This is a genomic window from Shewanella spartinae (assembly GCF_019457555.1).
GTDB lineage: Bacteria > Pseudomonadota > Gammaproteobacteria > Enterobacterales > Shewanellaceae > Shewanella > Shewanella loihica.
In genome coordinates this window covers 1,374,608-1,391,642 of sequence record NZ_CP080418.1, presented here as the reverse complement: position 1 = coordinate 1,391,642, position 17,035 = coordinate 1,374,608, and the positions used below count along the sequence as shown (strand labels likewise).

Below are 17,035 nucleotides of genomic sequence, written 5' to 3'. Positions count from 1 at the left end.
TAAAAGTTAATGCAAAACTAAAATTCTTATCGCTAAATTTACATCATCTGAAACAAAAAAGCCGCCTCCGAGAGTCGGAAGCGGCCCTTGTATAAAGATTAGCCTAAATCGCGTTTTTGGTACGCAACGGCTGCTGCAACGAAACCTTGGAACAATGGCTGACCATCGCGAGGCGTTGATGTAAATTCAGGGTGGAACTGACCCGCCACGAACCATGGGTGGTTAGGGAGTTCAATCATTTCAACCAGCTGACGATCTGTCGACAGACCGCTGAATACCAAGCCGGCTTTCTCTAAACGTTCTCTGTATGTGTTGTTCACTTCGTAACGGTGACGGTGACGCTCTACACAGGTCAGTCCCTTGTAGGCTTCTGCCGCCTTAGTACCTTCGATCAGATGACACAGCTGCGCGCCTAGACGCATGGTGCCACCGAGATCTGATTCTTCATGACGTTGCTCGATATTACCTTTTTCGTCAATCCATTCTGTGATCAAGCCCACAACTGGATGCGGCGTGTCTTTGTTGAACTCGGTTGAATGCGCATTTTCTAAACCAGCCACGTGGCGCGCAAACTCGATCAGTGCAACCTGCATACCCAGACAGATACCGAAATAAGGTAGGTTGTTCTCACGGGCATACTGCGCCGCCATGATCTTGCCTTCGACGCCGCGCTCACCGAAGCCGCCCGGTACCAGGATACCGTCAAGGCCTTCCAGCACTTCTGTGCCCTTGGCTTCGATGTTTTGTGAATCGATATACTTGATGTTGACCGACACGCGGTTAAACAGGCCGGCATGTTTCAGCGCTTCGTTCACCGACTTGTAAGCATCTGGCAGTTCGGTGTACTTGCCCACCATACCGATAGTGACTTCACCGGTTGGGTTGGCTTCTTGATAGATAACATTTTCCCACTCAGACAGGTCGGCTTCTCTGCACTCAAGGCCGAAACGCTTGGTGACCAGATCGTCCAGGCCTTGTGCCTTCAGCAATGCAGGGATCTTGTAGATGCTATCGACATCTTTCAGCGAGATCACGGCGCGTTCTTCAACGTTACAGAATAGCGAGATCTTCGCCTTCTCGTTAGACGGAATCGCACGGTCACCACGGCAAACCAGTACGTCTGGCGCGATACCGATTGAACGCAGCTCTTTCACCGAGTGTTGTGTCGGCTTGGTCTTGACTTCGCCCGCCGCGCCTAGGAAAGGCACCAGGGTCAAATGCATAAACAGGGTACGATCACGGCCTAGTTCTACGCCCAACTGACGAATAGACTCAAGGAAAGGCAATGACTCGATATCACCCACGGTACCGCCGATCTCAACGATCGCCACGTCGTGCCCTTCTCCGCCCTCAAGTACTTTCTCTTTAATCGCATTGGTGATGTGTGGGATCACCTGAATGGTGGCCCCTAGGTAGTCGCCGCGACGCTCTTTGCGCAGCACTTCCTCATAGATACGACCCGTGGTGAAGTTGTTACGACGGTTCATCTTGGTACGGATGAAACGTTCGTAGTGACCCAGGTCGAGGTCAGTTTCAGCGCCATCTTCGGTGACGAATACTTCACCGTGCTGGGTTGGGCTCATGGTACCCGGATCCAAGTTAATATAAGGATCCAACTTCATAATGGTTACGTTAAGGCCTCTAGCCTCTAAAATTGCCGCCAATGATGCTGCTGCAATGCCTTTACCTAGTGATGAAACCACGCCACCAGTAACGAAGATATACCTTGTAGTCATGCTGAACCTGAGAAAATGAGTTGGAAATATGTGCTTGTAAGAAAGCACTAGGACGGGGCGTTATTATATCAAAGCCCTTTGGATTCGACAAATAGGTAACGGCAACTATTTTAGCCTTTTAGGAGATCATTTCGCTTGACTTGCTCCCAATAGGCGTCCAGTTCAGTGAGGCTATGCTCCTGCATGGCTTTGCCCGACTGGGCCGCTAAGGCCTCGACGCCGCGAAAGCGATGTTCGAACTTATTGGTCGCCCGGCGCAGCGCCTGCTCTGGGTCCAGCTTGAGATGTCTGGCCAGATTCACCACGGCAAACAGCAGGTCTCCCAGCTCATCTTCCATCTTGTCTCTGTCCTGGGCGGCAACCTCCACCATCACCTCGTCGATCTCCTCATGGATCTTGGCCACCACAGGCCCTAAGTCATTCCAGTCAAAACCCACGGTCGCCACTCGGCGCTGCACTTTGGCGGCGCGGGTCAGGGCCGGCAGTGAGCGCGGAATATCATCGAGCACCGAGTGTAGCGAGCGCCCGGCGCGCTCCTTGGCCTTGATGCTCTCCCAAGTTTCACGCACCGAGTCGCTGGATGCCTGAGTCATCTCGCCAAACACATGGGGATGACGCTCGGTGAGCTTAGTACAGATCTTCTCCACCACCAGGTCGAAATCGAACCTGCCCTGCTCCTTGCCCAGCTGACAATAGAAGATCACCTGAAACAATAGATCCCCAAGCTCACCGGGGAGCTCATCCAGGGCGCCGCGCTCTATGGTATCGGCCACCTCGAAGGCTTCTTCCAGGGTGAAGGGCACTATGGTCTGATAGCTCTGGGCCTTGTCCCAGGGGCAACCCGTTTCTGGGTCCCTTAGCCGCTCCATGATGGTCAGCAATCTCTGGATATCTGATTTACTCTGCATCGCTTACCTCATCAAAAAGGCGGCCAGGGCCGCCTCTTACTCTTATCATCTGTGAACTTTGTGCTTTTTATCTGCGCTGCGATAGACAGGCTTACCGCGCGGTTAGAGACGTCGCGCCTCGATGACGCCGGCTACCTGAGACAGCTTGGCGATCACCCTGGATAGACCTTCCAGGTTATACAGCTCGAGCTCAAGTTCTATCGCCGCCGTCTGGGTCTTCACATCCGACGATGAGCTCATGGCCAACACGTTAGATTTCTCCGCCGCCAGCACCGAGGTGAGGTCTCTCAGCAGACCGCTACGGTCATTAGCCAGCACCTTTAGCTTAAGTTTATAGCCGCCTGAGTAGTTCTCGCCCCAGACCACATCCACGCTGCGCTCTGGGTGCACCCGCATCAGCTCTTTGACTTGCTCGCAGTCGGCTCGGTGAACCGAGATCCCCCTGCCCTTAGTGATAAACCCGAAGATCTCATCCCCAGGCACCGGCTGACAACACTTGGCGATATGGCTGAGCAGATTACCGACGCCATTCACCTCGACCTGGCCCTTGCCCTTGCCTGTGGCACGCGCCTGGTTTTTCTTCAGCAGATCTTCCAGCGCCTCCTCTTCGGAGACCTCGTTGACCCGCATCCGGCTCTGCACATGGTTAACCACCTGGTTGAGACGAACGTCGCCGCCGCCGATACCGGCCAGCAGGTCATCCATCCCCACCATGTTGAAACGCTCAACGGCGCTGTGGGCATCTTTCAGGGTCAATCCAGAACGTGCCAGCTCGGCCTCGAGCATCTCGCGCCCGGCGACGATATTCTTGTCTCTGTCTTGCTGCTTGAACCAGTGCTGGATCTTAGAGCGAGTGCGCGACGCCTTGATATAACCGAGGTTGGGATTAAGCCAATCCCGCTTAGGGTTAGGATGCTTGGAGGTGATGATCTCGACCCGCTCGCCGGTCTCCACCTGATAGGTAAAGGGCACGATACGGCCATCGACCTTGGCGCCAATACACTTATGGCCTACCTGTGAGTGAATATAGTAGGCGAAATCCAGCACGGTGGAGCCCATGGGAAGATCCACCACGTCGCCATTCGGGGTGAAGACATAGGCTCTGTCTTCAAACACCTGACTGCGAACCTCATCCACCAGGTTGCCACTCTCGGCCACATCTTCCTGCCACTGCAGGATCTTACGCAGCCAATTAATCTTCTCTTCGTAGCCGCTCTGCTTACCTGTGGTGCCCTCTTTATACTTCCAGTGGGCGGCCACCCCAAGCTCGGCATCTTCATGCATCTGCTCGGTGCGGATCTGGATCTCCACCGTCTTGCCCTCTGGGCCCACTACTATGGTGTGAATCGACTGATAGCCATTGGGTTTAGGGTTGGCGACATAGTCGTCGAACTCTTTGGGAATATGGTGCCAAAGGGTATGCACCACACCTAAAGCGCCATAGCAATCTTGTAAGCGCTCGGTGACGATACGCACGGCGCGCACGTCAAACAGCTCATCGAAGGTGAGATCTTTGCCTCGCATCTTCTTCCAGATGCTGTAGATATGTTTAGGCCTACCATAGACCTTGGCGCGGATCTGCTCCTCGTCCAGTCGCTGCTGCAGCTGATTGACGAAATTTTCTATGTAGATCTCACGATCCATCCGCTTGCCATCGAGCTGCTTGGCAATGTCTTTATAGGTATCAGGATGCAGATAACGGAAGGAGATATCTTCCAGCTCCCACTTGAGCTGGCCTATGCCCAGGCGGTTGGCCAGCGGCGCATAGATGTCGGCAATCTCCCGCGCCAGCAGCACTCGGGTTTCCTCGTCTGCATTTTTCACTTCTCGCAGCAGGCAGATACGCTCGGCCAACTTGATCACCACGGCGCGCACATCTTCCACCATGGCCAGCAGCATCTTACGGATATTATCTATCTGGGGCTCGGCGTTACGGCTCTGCTCGTTGACCTTGAGGGCGCCGATGGCATTCATGGTCACCACGCTATTCACTAGCGTGGTGAGCTTATCGCCAAACAGCTCCAGCATCTGCTCCTCAGTCATGAGGCCGGCGTCGAACACCACGAAGATCACCGCCGCCTGCAGGGTCTCGATATCCATGTTCAGCGGCGCGAGGATCTCAATCAGCTCGCGGGCGCGGCCGATCAGCAGGGTATCGTTAGCATCATGTTTCGCCACCAGGGCCTCTACCTGCTTTATTAGCGCAAGTAAGGTGCTGGCGTCATCGGCGTCACTCAGATAACGATTAACCCATTCGGTCAATTGAAAATCTGTGTCTTTAAAATGTGCTTCTCTAACAGATACCATCTACTGCATGTCCTTAAACTTAAGTGCTTGCCCCTAAATATTGCTCGACCTGTTACGTCATCCAAACCACGCTGGCTGACATCGCCAATACCAAACTCACTATCTTGGGGATTCCCCCGCCAATGTCAATTGATAGTCGGCGACTATTTGGCCGCTCGGCCTAACTATTTCTCCAACTCAAACAAGGCCATGGCCTCGATGTGATGCGTCTGAGGGAACATATCGATGAGTCCCAGGCGACTAAGCTGATAACCCTGTGCCAGCAGCGGCTCACAATCTCTGGCCAGACTCACAGGATTACAGGAGATATAGACGATCGCCTTGGGCTTCATCTTCTTTAACCATTGTAGACTCTCATAGGCGCCGGCTCTGGCAGGATCCAGCAGTAACTTGTCGATGCGGCCAAGCCAAGGGGCAGCGGAGAGATCTGCGCTCAGGTCGCCGTGGTAGAACTCGGCCCCCTCGACGCCGCTCATGGATGCATTGCGTCTCGCCTGCGCCACCATGGCCTCGACCCCTTCGACGCCCACCACCTGGGCGCCCGCCTTGGCCAGCGGCAGAGTAAAGTTACCTACACCGCAGAAGAGATCCAGCACCCGCTCGCCCGGCTGAACCTGAAGCCAGTCGATCGCCTGAGTCACCATCTGTTGATTGATCTCACCATTGACCTGAATAAAGTTGCCCGGTGAGAAGCCAAGCTGACTACCATCCTCTAGGGTATAGAAGGGCAGCCCCTCATCCCCCCATAGGGTCTCAAGCTTGCTGTCATCATCGAGTAAGACAAGCCTCACCTTATGCTGCTCGCCAAAGCTAGCTAGCAGAGCCTTATCTTTATCGTTCAGGGGGCTGGTGATACGTAGCACCACGCATGGGCCAGAATCTACCGACAACAGCTCCACATGGCCCAGGCTACGCTTGGCACTGAGGCGATTGAGGCATTGATTCAGCGGCGCGATAAGCTCAGACAAAGATTTTGCCAGCACAGGACAGGCGTCGATATTGACCACCTCGCTGCTGGCCAGGGCGCGAAACCCCAGGTTGAGCTGCTTTGTATCACGCAGGTACTGAGTCGCCAGACGGGCGCGGCGACGATAATGCCAGCCTTCGCCGCTTAGCGGCTCGCTCATGGCTTGGGGTTGGGTGCGGCCCATCTTGTTGATCAGGTTCTCCAGCGCCGCCTGCTTGGCATCGCGCTGGGCAGAAAGCTCAAGATGCTGCAGGTCACAGCCGCCGCAGCGACCATAGTAAGGGCAACTAGGTTCTATACGCGCGGCGCTGGCGCTCTCTACCTTAATCAGCTTGGCCTTGGCATGGCGCTTCTTCTGCTCGACTATCTGCGCGGTGACCGTTTCATCCGGCAGTGCGCCGGGAATGAAGACGATTTTTCCCTGATGTTCTGCTATCCCCGCCCCCAGATGATCCAGCTGACTAACATGGAAACTTTGCTTGGCCTGGGTTTGTTGTGTCTTGCGGGGTTTAGCTTTATAAAATTGTGCCATTTAGGCCTCTAAAACAATAAAAATACTAGTAAAGACTGCACAAAGTCTGGCAGTCTAATGTAACCTATATCCATCGTAGATAAATAATACCAACTCAATGAATAGTGCAGACAATATGACTAAATACAGCCTGAGAGCCTGGGTTCTCGTGCTGGCCTTAGCGCCCACTATTTTGGTTGGTATTTTACTTGGCAGCTATTTTACCATAAATCGTTTCTATGAGCTGGAAGAAAGCTTAATCGAACGTGGCGGCAATATTATTGAGCCGCTGGCCATCTCCGCCGAGATCGGCCTGGAAACCAAAAACTTCGAAACCACCAAACGCCTGATCACCTCTGTGCAGCTCAATAAGTCCAACCTAGTGCAGTTTATTGCTATCTTCGACACCAACAACCGGGTGATAGTGACCTCACATCACTATAAGAGCCACGAGTTTATGCGCTACAACGAGCCCATCGACTCGCTGCAGACCACAGAGGTGGAGCAGTTTGGCGACAGCATCATCATGCGCAGCCCCATCTTCTCCAGCCAGCGCGAACTTGTGGTCAGCCCCTACGACAGCAACTCCATGGCCCAGCAGGTCAACTCCGCCAAGCTCGGCTACATCGCCGTGCTGCTCAACAAGGAGAACGCCCTGCTGGAGCAGCACAGGGCAGCGGTAGCCGCCTTCATTATTGTCCTGATCGGCGTGCAGCTGAACCTACTGTTTACCTTCCGCCTGGTGAAAAACGTCACCCACCCCATCACAGAGATGGTGCGCGTGGTGGCCAAGATCCGCGAAGGCAAGCTGGACACCAGGGTCGATGGCAACCTGATTGGTGAGCTGGACCTGCTCAAGCGGGGCATCAATGCCATGGCGGGCTCCTTGTCGGAATACCATGAGGAGATGCAGCAAAATATCGATCAGGCCACCTCAGACTTGCGCGAGACCCTGGAGCAGATAGAGATCCAAAACGTCGAGTTGGATCTCGCCAAGAAGCGCGCCCTGGAGGCCAGCCGCATCAAGTCAGAGTTCTTGGCCAACATGTCCCACGAGCTGCGCACGCCCCTTAACGGGGTGATCGGCTTCGCCAAACAGCTATTGAAGACGCCGCTACACGCCAGTCAGCAGGACTACATCAAGACTATCGAGAAGAGCGCCACCAACCTCTTGGGGATCATCAACGACATCCTCGACTTCTCCAAGCTGGAGGCGGGCAAGATGGAGCTGGAGAACATGCCCTTTGCCCTGCGTGAGGTGATCGACGACACCATCTCTCTGCTGGCCAACAGCGCCAAGGAGAAAGATCTCGAGCTGGTGGTAGATATCGAGCCTAGCATCAACGACAACGTCTCAGGCGATGCCCTGCGGGTCAGCCAGGTGATCACAAACCTGGTGGGCAACGCCATCAAGTTTACCGACAGCGGCAGCGTGCACCTCAAGATGCGCCTGACCAGTGAAGAGGCCGAGAAGGTCAACGTGCGCTGCGAGATCACAGACACTGGCATAGGCATAGACAAGCCCCACCAGGCTCAACTGTTCCAGGCCTTCGGCCAGGCAGACTCCTCTATCTCGCGTCGCTTCGGCGGCACAGGCCTCGGGCTTATCATCACCAAGCGTCTGATCAACCGCATGGGCGGTCAGATCGGCTGTATCTCGGCGCCGGGTAAGGGCTCGACCTTCTGGTTCACCCTGCCCCTCAAGCTGAGTCCCTACCCCATCAGCCAGCCGCTGGAAACCGACAACCTCATCGACAAGACGGTGCTCTTGTTCGAGCCGCGGGAGCTGTCGCGCAAGGTACATGAAAACCTGCTTAGCCACTGGGGCATGCAAAATATCAGTATCACCACTGCCGAAGATCTGGCCAGGGTGGCCGGCGAAGAGGGCCGCCACTTCGACTACGCCATCATCAGCTGCAACGATTTGGCCAGCAGTCCTAACCTGTTAAACGTGCTCAATAAGATAGCCAAGATCAGCGACTACACCCTTTACCTGTGTAGCAGCACAGACAGCGCCGCCAAGATGAGCCTGATCCAGCCCAACGTGGACAAGGTGATGCAGGCGCCGGTGGGTGAGCGCGCCCTGGCCGTTACCCTGATCAATCCCCACCGCGCCCAATATGAGGCCATGCCTTTCCAGGAAGCGGTCAAAGAAACCCAGGAGCGCGAACCCATGAGCGTGCTGGCGGTGGACGATAACCCCGCCAACCTCAAGCTGATTAAGACCCTGCTCAAGGAGCTGGTTACTCAGGTGACGGTCACAGACAACGGCCAAGAGGCGGTGGAGATCGCCAAGGCCAAGAGCTTCGATCTCATCTTCATGGATATTCAGATGCCGGGCACCGACGGCTTTAGCGCCACCAAGCAGATACGTGAGCATTCACTTAATCGCAATACGCCGATTGTCGCCGTGACCGCCCACGCCATCGCCGAGGAGCGCGAGCGCATTGATCAGAGCGGCATGGATGGTTACCTGCCTAAGCCAATCGATGAGGCGGCGCTGAAGAGCGTTATCAGTCGCTGGAAGACCAGGCCGCAGTTTACCCATTTCGACCAGCACACCCTCAATTGGGATCTCTGCCTGACCCAGGCCAATCAGAAAACCAGCCTGGCGCTGGAGATGCTGCAGATGCTGGTCGACTCCCTGCCCGAGACCCGTGAGCACATCTCGGGCGCCCTCGAGCGTCAGGACAGCCAGGCCATGGTCAGCCATGTGCACAAGCTCCACGGCGCCAGCTGCTACTGCGGCGTGCCGACGACTCAGCGACTCTGTCGAGAGATTGAACAGTCACTCAAGCAAAATGCCAGCGTCGATCTGGTCGAGCCGGAAATACTTGAGTTACTTGATGAGCTTTCTAAGGTAGAATCGGCGGCAAATCAAGTAATAGCCCAGTTATCTATGGATGTGATCGATGAGTAATAAACCCGGGTTTTTCAAGCGCCTCAAGGCCCTCGAACCAGAACAGAAGAAGCTGTTCGCCATCGCCCTTTGCCAACGCATGTACCCTAACTATCAGCTGTTCAGTGAGGTCTGCGAATTTGGCGACCCACAGGTGCTCGATACCGTGCTCAACCTGCTATGGCAATCCATGTACGATCAGAAGCTGAAACTGAATATCGATCTCTACCTCGAGCGACTGGATCTCAACACACCTGAGCCGAGCGATTTCGATGTCTACGGCGTCTATCCTGCCATGGACGCCGCCGTCGCCCTCACCTCACTGCTTAGCGCCATTCAGAGCAAGGTGGAAGACGACATCACCAACATCAGCAAGCTCTCCTCCGCCACTGTGGCCAACTATATCGAGGCCACACTCGAAGAAGAGATGGATGAAGAAGCACTGGATGATCATATCTTCAATCACGAGGTGATGCAGGAAGAGAAAGCGCTTCAGGCATCCTTGCTGGAGATCATCGAAGAGAACCCTAAGATCACCGCCGACTTCGTCAAGGCGCTGCGCAAGGAGTTAGTGCAGGCAGGCGTATCTAACATAGGGATCTCAGTAGGCGCCTAACCCATGCGCAAACTTATCTACCAGGGATTTGTGCTCACCAACCCAGATGGGTTAACAAATACCTGGTGCCTCACCATAGGGGAGCAGCGACGCGTCGGCTCCCTGTTTGAGCTCAGGCGCCAGATCCATTTCTACCAGGAGCTGGGGATATTGCCGCCACCTAAGCCACTCCATCGGCGCTCCGGCCCCAAGCATTAGACTTTAGCGTTATAGGGACGCGGCGGGCAAAGTGATACCCTAACGGCGTATTCGGTTTATCACCGCTCGGATCCCAGCCAAGGAAGTCGTCTCCCTATGTTAACCACTCTCTCGCCACTCTTTGTCGTGTTTGGCATCATGGTCACCGGCTTTATCGTGCAAAAGGCGCGGCTACTGCCCGAAGGCAGCGACAACGTCCTCAATCAGTATGTCTATTACATCGCCTTTCCGGCGATCATGATGATAGTGCTGGCCGAGACCCCGATCGAAGAGATCACCAACTGGGGATTTATTGGCGGCTACAGCCTGGCCATGACCCTCATCTATCTGCTCACTGGCCTGCTATCACTCTGGTTACAGCCCAAGGATAAACCTCTGGCGGCCATTCGCGCCCTCAACACCACCTTTGGTAACACCTCCTTCATCGGCATTCCGCTGATGATGATGCTGTTTCCCGGGGATCAGCTAGCATTGGCCGCTGCCGCTTTAGCCAGCCTTTTATCGGTAACCGTATTTGCCATAGTGCTGGCCCAGCTGGCGCTGTTTCAGGGACAGACAGACAGCGCTCTCAAGACGGTGTTTTTCGCCCTCATTCAAAACCCCATCATACTGGGTAGCCTGGCCGGCGTAGCGATATCTGCCGCTCATATAGAGCTGTACCGCCCCATAGCCGAGATCATCAGGCAGTTCGGCATGACTTCCAGCCCCTGCGCCCTGTTCGCCATCGGCATGGTGCTGTGCAAGGCCAACCAGGGAGGCAGAAACGCCGCAGGCATACAGTCACGCCTTGCCGAGCTGGCCATGCTCAACCTGAGTAAGCTGCTGCTACAGCCGCTGCTGGCTTATCTGCTCCTGGGCGCCTTAGGAGTTAGCGGACAACTGCTGCAGATGGGGGTGATTCTGGCCGCCCTGCCCACCGCCGCCAGCGTCTACCTATTGGCCCACAGATTCAACGTAGGTGCCACCAGTAGCGCCCAGACCATCAGCCTGGGGATAGTGATCAGCTTTGCCACCATTCCGCTACTGCACCATTGGCTGGACTCGGGCACCGCAAGCTTTTTATAACGGATAGGCTTGTTTTAACCGGCGCCTTGTTTTGTCGGACTGCAGAGTCCTAAAACTTATTTTCATGGGTAAAAAGCACACAGGTATTTACTGTATAAAAATTCAGTATATACTGTGCATGAATACAGTACTTTGTAAAAGGATGTCATCATGCTTTGTCAGCTCAGCATCAATAACTTTGCCATTGTCCGCTTTTTAGAACTCGACTTTAAGTCTGGCATGACCAGCATCACAGGCGAAACCGGCGCGGGGAAATCGATTGCCATCGATGCCTTAGGCTTATGCCTGGGCAATCGCGCCGATGCCAATACCGTCAGACCGGGTGCCAGCAAGGCCGAAGTCAGTGCCCGCTTCGCCCTCGACGATATCCCGCTGGCCAAACGTTGGTTAGAAGACAATGACCTTGAGCTAGACGACGAATGTATCCTGCGCCGCACCATAGGCAGCGACGGTCGCTCACGCGCCTACATCAACGGCAACCCTGTGCCCCTCAACCAGATGCGCGCCCTAGGCCAGCTACTTATCGGCATTCACGGCCAACATGCCCACCACGCCATGTTAAAGAGTGAGCATCAACTTACTCTGCTCGACAGCTATGCCAACCACAAGATGCTGCTCGAGGCCTGCAGCGCCAGCTACCAGCGCTTCAAGCTGATCCAAAAGGAGCTAAGCCAGCTACAACAGTCGCAACATGAGCGCATCGCCCGCAAGCAGCTGCTGCAATATCAGGTCGAAGAACTCGACGAATTCGCCCTGGGCGAAGAAGAGTTCGATGAGATAGAGGCCGAGCATAAGAAACTGGCCAACGGCACTGCCCTAATCCAGGCCTGCCAGCGCACCCTCTACCTGCTACAGGATAATGAAGAGGGCGCCATAGAATCGCTGCTCAACATGAGTCTAGATCAGGCCCAGGAGCTCGAAGGTTACGATCCTGAGCTTAAAGGGGTGGGCAACATGCTTAACGATGCCCTGATCCAGGTACAGGAGAGCAGCAGTGAGCTGCAACGCTACCTAGATAAGTTGGAGCTGGACCCGGATCATTTTGCCGCCCTAGAGCAGCGCCTGTCGAAGATCATGATGCTGGCACGTAAGCACCATGTGAACGCCAAAGATCTCTATCAGCATCATCAGGCACTAAGCCAGGAGCTGAGTGAGCTGGACTCGGATGAGGAGAAGCTCGATGAGATAGCCCAGCAACTCGAGAGCTGCCGCGATAGCTTCATCGCCCATGCCCAAAAGCTCAGCCAGAGCCGCCAGCGTTACGCCAAGGAGCTGGACAAGCAGGTTACCCGCTCTATCCATGAACTCAGCATGCCCAAGGGCAAATTTATCATCGACGTGCAGTTCAACCCCGAGATGATGTCCCCCAACGGCTGCGATACTGTGGAGTTTCAGGTCACCACCAACCCGGGTCAGCCGCTGCAGCCCATCGCCAAGGTAGCTTCGGGCGGCGAGCTGTCGCGTATCGGTCTCGGCATCCAGGTGATCACCGCCAAGAAGGTCGCCACCCCGACCCTCATCTTCGACGAAGTCGACGTGGGGATCTCAGGCCCGACCGCCGCCGTGGTGGGCAAGATGCTGCGCGCCCTGGGCGAGTCGACACAGGTGCTGTGTGTGACCCACCTACCCCAGGTCGCCGGCAATGGTCATCAGCATATGTTCGTTAACAAGCAGAGCAAGGCAGGACAAACCGAGACCTCTATGGTGCCGCTGGACAAGGGACAGCGTATCGAAGAGCTGGCGCGCCTGCTTGGTGGCGACGTCATCACCAACAACACCCTGGCCAACGCCAAGGAGTTACTGCAAGGCTAGACCGATGAGCCCTGACATTGACAGCCATTGAGTAGATTAACGAGAGCAAGCGCGGCAATATTTTAGCCGCGCTTTTCATTTCATAAGCACCTCTGAGGCGAGCCTATTGCGCATCTAATGTAGCGCTGTTGCACAGCGAAGAGACTCTGATAAACTGAGTCCTTTGTCGTCGACACTAAGTTAAAAGCCACAAGGATTTGAAATGCGACACTTTTTTCGTGCCCTGAAATGGATTTTATTTACCCTGCTGCTCATTCCCGTCGGCGGCTATCTCATCTTGCTGCTAATTAATCTGCAAGATAGCGCGCCATCAGCGCAGGCCAGCGCCTTTCTTGAGCAGGTGAACGCCGAAGAGACCGCCTTGAGTCAGCATCTGGAAAACAATCCTTATCTTTACGCCTTTGGCTTTGATGCGCCGGAAGATAATGACCCCATGGCGGTCGGACTTGAACGCTATCAGACGCTCAAACAGTTGGATGTGATGCAGCAGTCCGAAAAGGCCTTTCCCCATCCCTTTGAGCTGCCGAAGTCAACACTTCCGACTTGTCGCAGTCAAGAAGGTTATCTGAGCGAATGTATAAACTTACTCACCGAATCAAACGAACTACAACTCACTATTAAAGACTATGCCTGGTTGATTGAGCGTTACCGTACTCTAATCTCCCTTAGGCACTGGCAAGATGACACGCACTTTAACCTGTTTGTCAATCCAATCCCCGGAGCCCGCCTTATAGCAGCGCAGCATCTATATATCCTCAATAGCTTTCTGAAAAACCGCCACGAACCTAGCATGTTTCTGGCGGATATAGATCAGGATATGCGATTCTGGCAGCAGGCATCTACACAAATAAACTTGCTTCACAACAAACTCATGGCCATCTCGATACTCCAACAAAACATGAAGCTGGGTGAAGCGCTCATCGAACAAATGAATAAAGAGAGCGAAGACTATTTGTTGCCCAGCCTTTGGCAACGGCCTATACCCAAGGGCGTCTTATCCCTTGAGCGCGTCAAGCGAGGTGAATGGCATTACTTTACCAAAATATCTAAGGCTGTCTCTGGCGTTGACGACAAGGCAGACATCACAACCCAAATAGTCGAGGCACTCGTGATGCCACTTATGCAGCCACAGGATACCGCCAACCGCTACGCAGATATCGTAACTGGCAAAGCAAGCTTCAAACAGTGCCCTAACGATCTCTCGTCATCGACCCGAATAGAATACGCCTATAATCCCATGGGTAAATTTATCCTCTGTTCTGGTATTCCATCATTTGAGGGTTACCAGGCCCGCATTAATAACCTGGAATCACAACGCCAGAAGCTTGTCACACGCTTAACCGCGAACCCTGCCAATTCAACTGAAATTGGAGCTCAGGTTAGAGAAGCAGCTAAGGAGAACTCGCCTGAAGAATAAGCCTTCTGATTCGATCATCGCCTTCCTCTCATCCCCCGACACATTAAAGGAGATCTTTAACGCTCCCAGTAGGCGATCAAAACCAGGCATAGCAAAGAGACTCTGATAGACTGAGTGCTCTGCCGTCGATACTAAGTTAAAAGCCACAAGGATTTGAAATGCGACACTTTTTTCGTGCCCTGAAATGGATTTTATTTACCCTGCTATTCATTCTCGTCGGTGGCTATCTCATCTTGCTGCTGATTAATCTGCAAGATAGCGCGCCATCAGCGCAGGCCAGCGCCTTTCTTGAGCAGGTGAACGCCGAAGAGGCCGCCTTGAGTCAGCATCTTGAAAACAACCCTTATCTTTACGCCTTTGGCTTTGATGCGCCGAAAAAAGATAACCCCATGGCTCTCGGGCTTGAACGCTATCAAGCGCACAAACAACTTGGTGTATTAGATAGGCCAAAAAAGACTGTCGACGAAAAATTCGAGCTTCCCGAATGGGCTATTTCCAACTGCCTCAAACAAGAAGGCTATCTCGATGAGTGTGCTCCCCTATTGGCCGAGCCAGAAACACTTAAGGCCACACTCGATGACTATGCCTGGCTAATTGAGCGCTACCGCACCCTTCTCTCCCTCGGTCATTGGCAAGATGACACCCACTTTAATTCGTCTCGCAGCATGATTCCTTTCAAGCATCTTACAGCTGCTCAGAAATTGTACCTTGTCGATGCCTACATCAATGGCACGGATTCAGCAGCCCTCATCGCCGCCATAGATGAAGATATGCTGTTCTGGCTGCAGGTGGCTAAACGGGTCAACATGCTTCCCAATAAAATAGTCGCAATCTCGGCGCTCAAGCAAAACATGAAACTGGGCGAGGTGCTCGTCAGTCAAAAGCAAACAGAGGATGAGGATACTAAAATACCTAGCCTCTGGCTGCAGTCCACCTCAGAAGAAGTGTTGTCACTAAAGCGGGTTAAACGTGGTGAGTGGCACTTCCTGATTAAGATTACACAATCTTTTGAAACGGGTGAAGATGCTAGCATCACCTCGAAGATCACCGAAGTCATCCTCTTGCCACTTTTCCAACAACAAGACACAGCCAATCTCTACGCGGAAATCTTAACTGGCAAAGAAAGCATCAAGCAGTGCCCTAACGATCTCTCGCTATCGACCCTGCAAGAGTACGCCTACAATCCCATGGGGAAATTTATCCTCTGCTCTGGCATCTCCTCTTTCGAGAGTTACCAGTCAACGGCTAACAAGGTGGAATCGCTGCGCGCCGAGCTTGTTACCCGCTTAACAGCTCCTGCCATCTCAGCAGAGATGGTGACAGAGACCAATGACGAAAAACCTAGGGAGAGCTCACCAGAATAACGAGCCTACAGTTTCTTTTTCCGTCATCACAGCTCATCCCCTGACCGGCTTCAGGGGAGGTCTAACGCCAAAAACTTTTAGCGCTAAAATGCTATTCCGGTAGGCGATCGAAAACCGGCACAGATTGGACCTCCTCCCCCCAATTCGCCCGCTCCGCCATAAACAGCTTTGCCGTCGGCGCAATGGGCACCTCGACATCCAGACAGCCTGCAGGCACCACGACCAGATTTAACGCCGCCAACCGATAAGGCATAGGCGAGCCACACACCTTGCAAAAACATCGCTTGTGCCGAGTATTCGCTACTTGAAAGGTTTGCAGCAAGGCCTCGCCACGCCGCCAGTCAAGGGCCAAATGATTGGAAAACAGGTTGGCCCCATGCAGCGAGCCGGTGCCCTTCTGACAGCGGTTACAGTGACACAAATAGAAAGCATCGAAACGACCCACTAAGCTAAAGGCCACGCCACCACAAAGACAACTACCACTAAACTCAACGTCCGATTTGTTTTGGTTAAGGCTCTCATCATCCATAACCTGTCTCCTCTTGCCTGAAAGCAACTAAAAGTTAAACTGAGCATGCAGTCAGCGCAGCAACAAATCAAATTTTTGCTGCTGTGCTAAAAACAAAAATCCCGATTGTCTTGGCGCTGTGGCTTTCGACACTCGGGACTTAAATTGAACTAATTTTGAACTTAACTTGAACTCAATTTGAACTTAATGACAGTTGGGCAAGCCAATCGCTATCCAATCAGGTAGACAATTCCCTGCAGGCACAAAAACGCAAACACGCCGGCGAGCACGTCATCTATCATGATGCCGATACCACCATGCACCTTGGCATCCAGCACCTTGATGGGCCAGGGCTTAAGGATATCGAAGAAGCGAAATAACCCGAAGCCAACCGCCACCCAGAGCCAGCCTGCGGGAGCGGCGATCAGGGTAATAAGCAGGCCCGCGACCTCATCCCAGACGATGGCGCCATGATCATGTACTCCCATATCCTTAGAGGCCTTGTCGCAGATATAGAAACCGGCGAGCACGCTCAACAGGGTCAGCCCCAGATACCAGCCCAGGGGCAATCCAGCCATGAGTAGATAAAGCGGTATTGCCGCCAGGGTGCCGAAGGTGCCAGGCGCCTTAGCGGCGAGGCCTGAGCCAAAGCCCAGGGCCAGGAAATGAATAGGGTTTGCCAGAGAAAGCTTTTTAAGAACCGGATCGGTCGACCATAACTGCATGT

The 17,035-nt window shown here is 53.9% G+C and carries 13 protein-coding genes; 7 read left to right on the top strand and 6 right to left on the bottom strand.

The genetic code is table 11. The features are described 5' to 3' along the window. Window positions 1-98: 98 nt before the first annotated feature. The 4 genes from pyrG to rlmD form a co-directional block, all read right to left on the bottom strand. On the bottom strand, window positions 99-1,736 hold the full coding sequence (pyrG, locus tag K0I31_RS06095; RefSeq protein WP_011865006.1) for a CTP synthase: 1,638 nt from the start codon (window positions 1,734-1,736) through the stop codon (window positions 99-101). A gap of 110 nt (window positions 1,737-1,846) precedes the next feature. Further along, complete coding sequence (gene mazG, locus K0I31_RS06090) at window positions 1,847-2,644, bottom strand: nucleoside triphosphate pyrophosphohydrolase (RefSeq protein WP_220080246.1); 798 nt, start codon at window positions 2,642-2,644, stop codon at window positions 1,847-1,849. Between the two features lie 102 nt (window positions 2,645-2,746). Further along, window positions 2,747-4,951, bottom strand: a complete 2,205-nt coding sequence (gene relA, locus K0I31_RS06085) for a GTP diphosphokinase (protein ID WP_220044647.1) — start codon at window positions 4,949-4,951, stop codon at window positions 2,747-2,749. A 164-nt stretch (window positions 4,952-5,115) separates the two neighbouring features. Next, window positions 5,116-6,450, bottom strand: a complete 1,335-nt coding sequence (gene rlmD, locus K0I31_RS06080; protein WP_220080245.1) for a 23S rRNA (uracil(1939)-C(5))-methyltransferase RlmD — start codon at window positions 6,448-6,450, stop codon at window positions 5,116-5,118. A gap of 115 nt (window positions 6,451-6,565) precedes the next feature. Here rlmD and barA point away from each other — a divergent pair, with 115 nt between their 5' ends. From barA to K0I31_RS06045, 7 genes are all read left to right on the top strand, one after another. Beyond that, the gene (barA, locus tag K0I31_RS06075; RefSeq protein ID WP_434086788.1) at window positions 6,566-9,349 is read left to right on the top strand and encodes a two-component sensor histidine kinase BarA; all 2,784 of its coding nucleotides are present in this window, start codon (window positions 6,566-6,568) and stop codon (window positions 9,347-9,349) included. Beyond that, a complete protein-coding gene (locus K0I31_RS06070) occupies window positions 9,342-9,944 on the top strand; it encodes a YjaG family protein (RefSeq protein ID WP_011865001.1) in 603 nt (200 codons plus the stop codon). The genes barA and K0I31_RS06070 overlap by 8 nt, the downstream gene beginning before the upstream one ends. Window positions 9,945-9,947: 3 nt before the next feature. Beyond that, window positions 9,948-10,142, top strand: a complete 195-nt coding sequence (locus tag K0I31_RS06065) for a DUF3319 domain-containing protein (protein WP_011865000.1) — start codon at window positions 9,948-9,950, stop codon at window positions 10,140-10,142. Window positions 10,143-10,238: 96 nt separating this feature from the next. Further along, the gene (locus K0I31_RS06060) at window positions 10,239-11,207 is read left to right on the top strand and encodes an AEC family transporter (protein ID WP_220080243.1); all 969 of its coding nucleotides are present in this window, start codon (window positions 10,239-10,241) and stop codon (window positions 11,205-11,207) included. Window positions 11,208-11,357: 150 nt separating this feature from the next. Then, complete coding sequence (gene recN / locus K0I31_RS06055) at window positions 11,358-13,019, top strand: DNA repair protein RecN (RefSeq protein ID WP_220080242.1); 1,662 nt, start codon at window positions 11,358-11,360, stop codon at window positions 13,017-13,019. 202 nt (window positions 13,020-13,221) lie between these two features. After that, entirely contained in the window at window positions 13,222-14,436 is a 1,215-nt protein-coding gene (locus K0I31_RS06050) for a hypothetical protein (RefSeq protein WP_220080241.1), read from the top strand. Window positions 14,437-14,594: 158 nt separating this feature from the next. Then, window positions 14,595-15,800, top strand: coding sequence for a hypothetical protein (locus K0I31_RS06045; protein WP_220080240.1), 1,206 nt, complete (start codon window positions 14,595-14,597; stop codon window positions 15,798-15,800). A gap of 91 nt (window positions 15,801-15,891) precedes the next feature. Here K0I31_RS06045 and K0I31_RS06040 read toward each other — a convergent pair whose 3' ends face one another. Both K0I31_RS06040 and K0I31_RS06035 read right to left on the bottom strand, forming a co-directional pair. Further along, a complete protein-coding gene (locus tag K0I31_RS06040) occupies window positions 15,892-16,329 on the bottom strand; it encodes a GFA family protein (protein ID WP_220080239.1) in 438 nt (145 codons plus the stop codon). A gap of 209 nt (window positions 16,330-16,538) precedes the next feature. After that, on the bottom strand, window positions 16,539-17,033 hold the full coding sequence (locus tag K0I31_RS06035) for a phosphatidylglycerophosphatase A family protein (protein ID WP_220080238.1): 495 nt from the start codon (window positions 17,031-17,033) through the stop codon (window positions 16,539-16,541). Between the last annotated feature and the right edge of the window lie 2 nt (window positions 17,034-17,035).

Bases quoted from the DNA above. Each gene is read 5' to 3' on its own strand.
- pyrG (WP_011865006.1), bottom strand. From the start codon at position 1,736: ATGACTACAAGGTATATCTTCGTTACTGGTGGCGTGGTTTCATCACTA.
- mazG (WP_220080246.1), bottom strand. From the start codon at position 2,644: ATGCAGAGTAAATCAGATATCCAGAGATTGCTGACCATCATGGAGCGG.
- relA (WP_220044647.1), bottom strand. From the start codon at position 4,951: ATGGTATCTGTTAGAGAAGCACATTTTAAAGACACAGATTTTCAATTG.
- rlmD (WP_220080245.1), bottom strand. From the start codon at position 6,450: ATGGCACAATTTTATAAAGCTAAACCCCGCAAGACACAACAAACCCAG.
- barA (WP_434086788.1), top strand. From the start codon at position 6,566: ATGACTAAATACAGCCTGAGAGCCTGGGTTCTCGTGCTGGCCTTAGCG.
- K0I31_RS06070 (WP_011865001.1), top strand. From the start codon at position 9,342: ATGAGTAATAAACCCGGGTTTTTCAAGCGCCTCAAGGCCCTCGAACCA.
- K0I31_RS06065 (WP_011865000.1), top strand. From the start codon at position 9,948: ATGCGCAAACTTATCTACCAGGGATTTGTGCTCACCAACCCAGATGGG.
- K0I31_RS06060 (WP_220080243.1), top strand. From the start codon at position 10,239: ATGTTAACCACTCTCTCGCCACTCTTTGTCGTGTTTGGCATCATGGTC.
- recN (WP_220080242.1), top strand. From the start codon at position 11,358: ATGCTTTGTCAGCTCAGCATCAATAACTTTGCCATTGTCCGCTTTTTA.
- K0I31_RS06050 (WP_220080241.1), top strand. From the start codon at position 13,222: ATGCGACACTTTTTTCGTGCCCTGAAATGGATTTTATTTACCCTGCTG.
- K0I31_RS06045 (WP_220080240.1), top strand. From the start codon at position 14,595: ATGCGACACTTTTTTCGTGCCCTGAAATGGATTTTATTTACCCTGCTA.
- K0I31_RS06040 (WP_220080239.1), bottom strand. From the start codon at position 16,329: ATGGATGATGAGAGCCTTAACCAAAACAAATCGGACGTTGAGTTTAGT.
- K0I31_RS06035 (WP_220080238.1), bottom strand. From the start codon at position 17,033: ATGCAGTTATGGTCGACCGATCCGGTTCTTAAAAAGCTTTCTCTGGCA.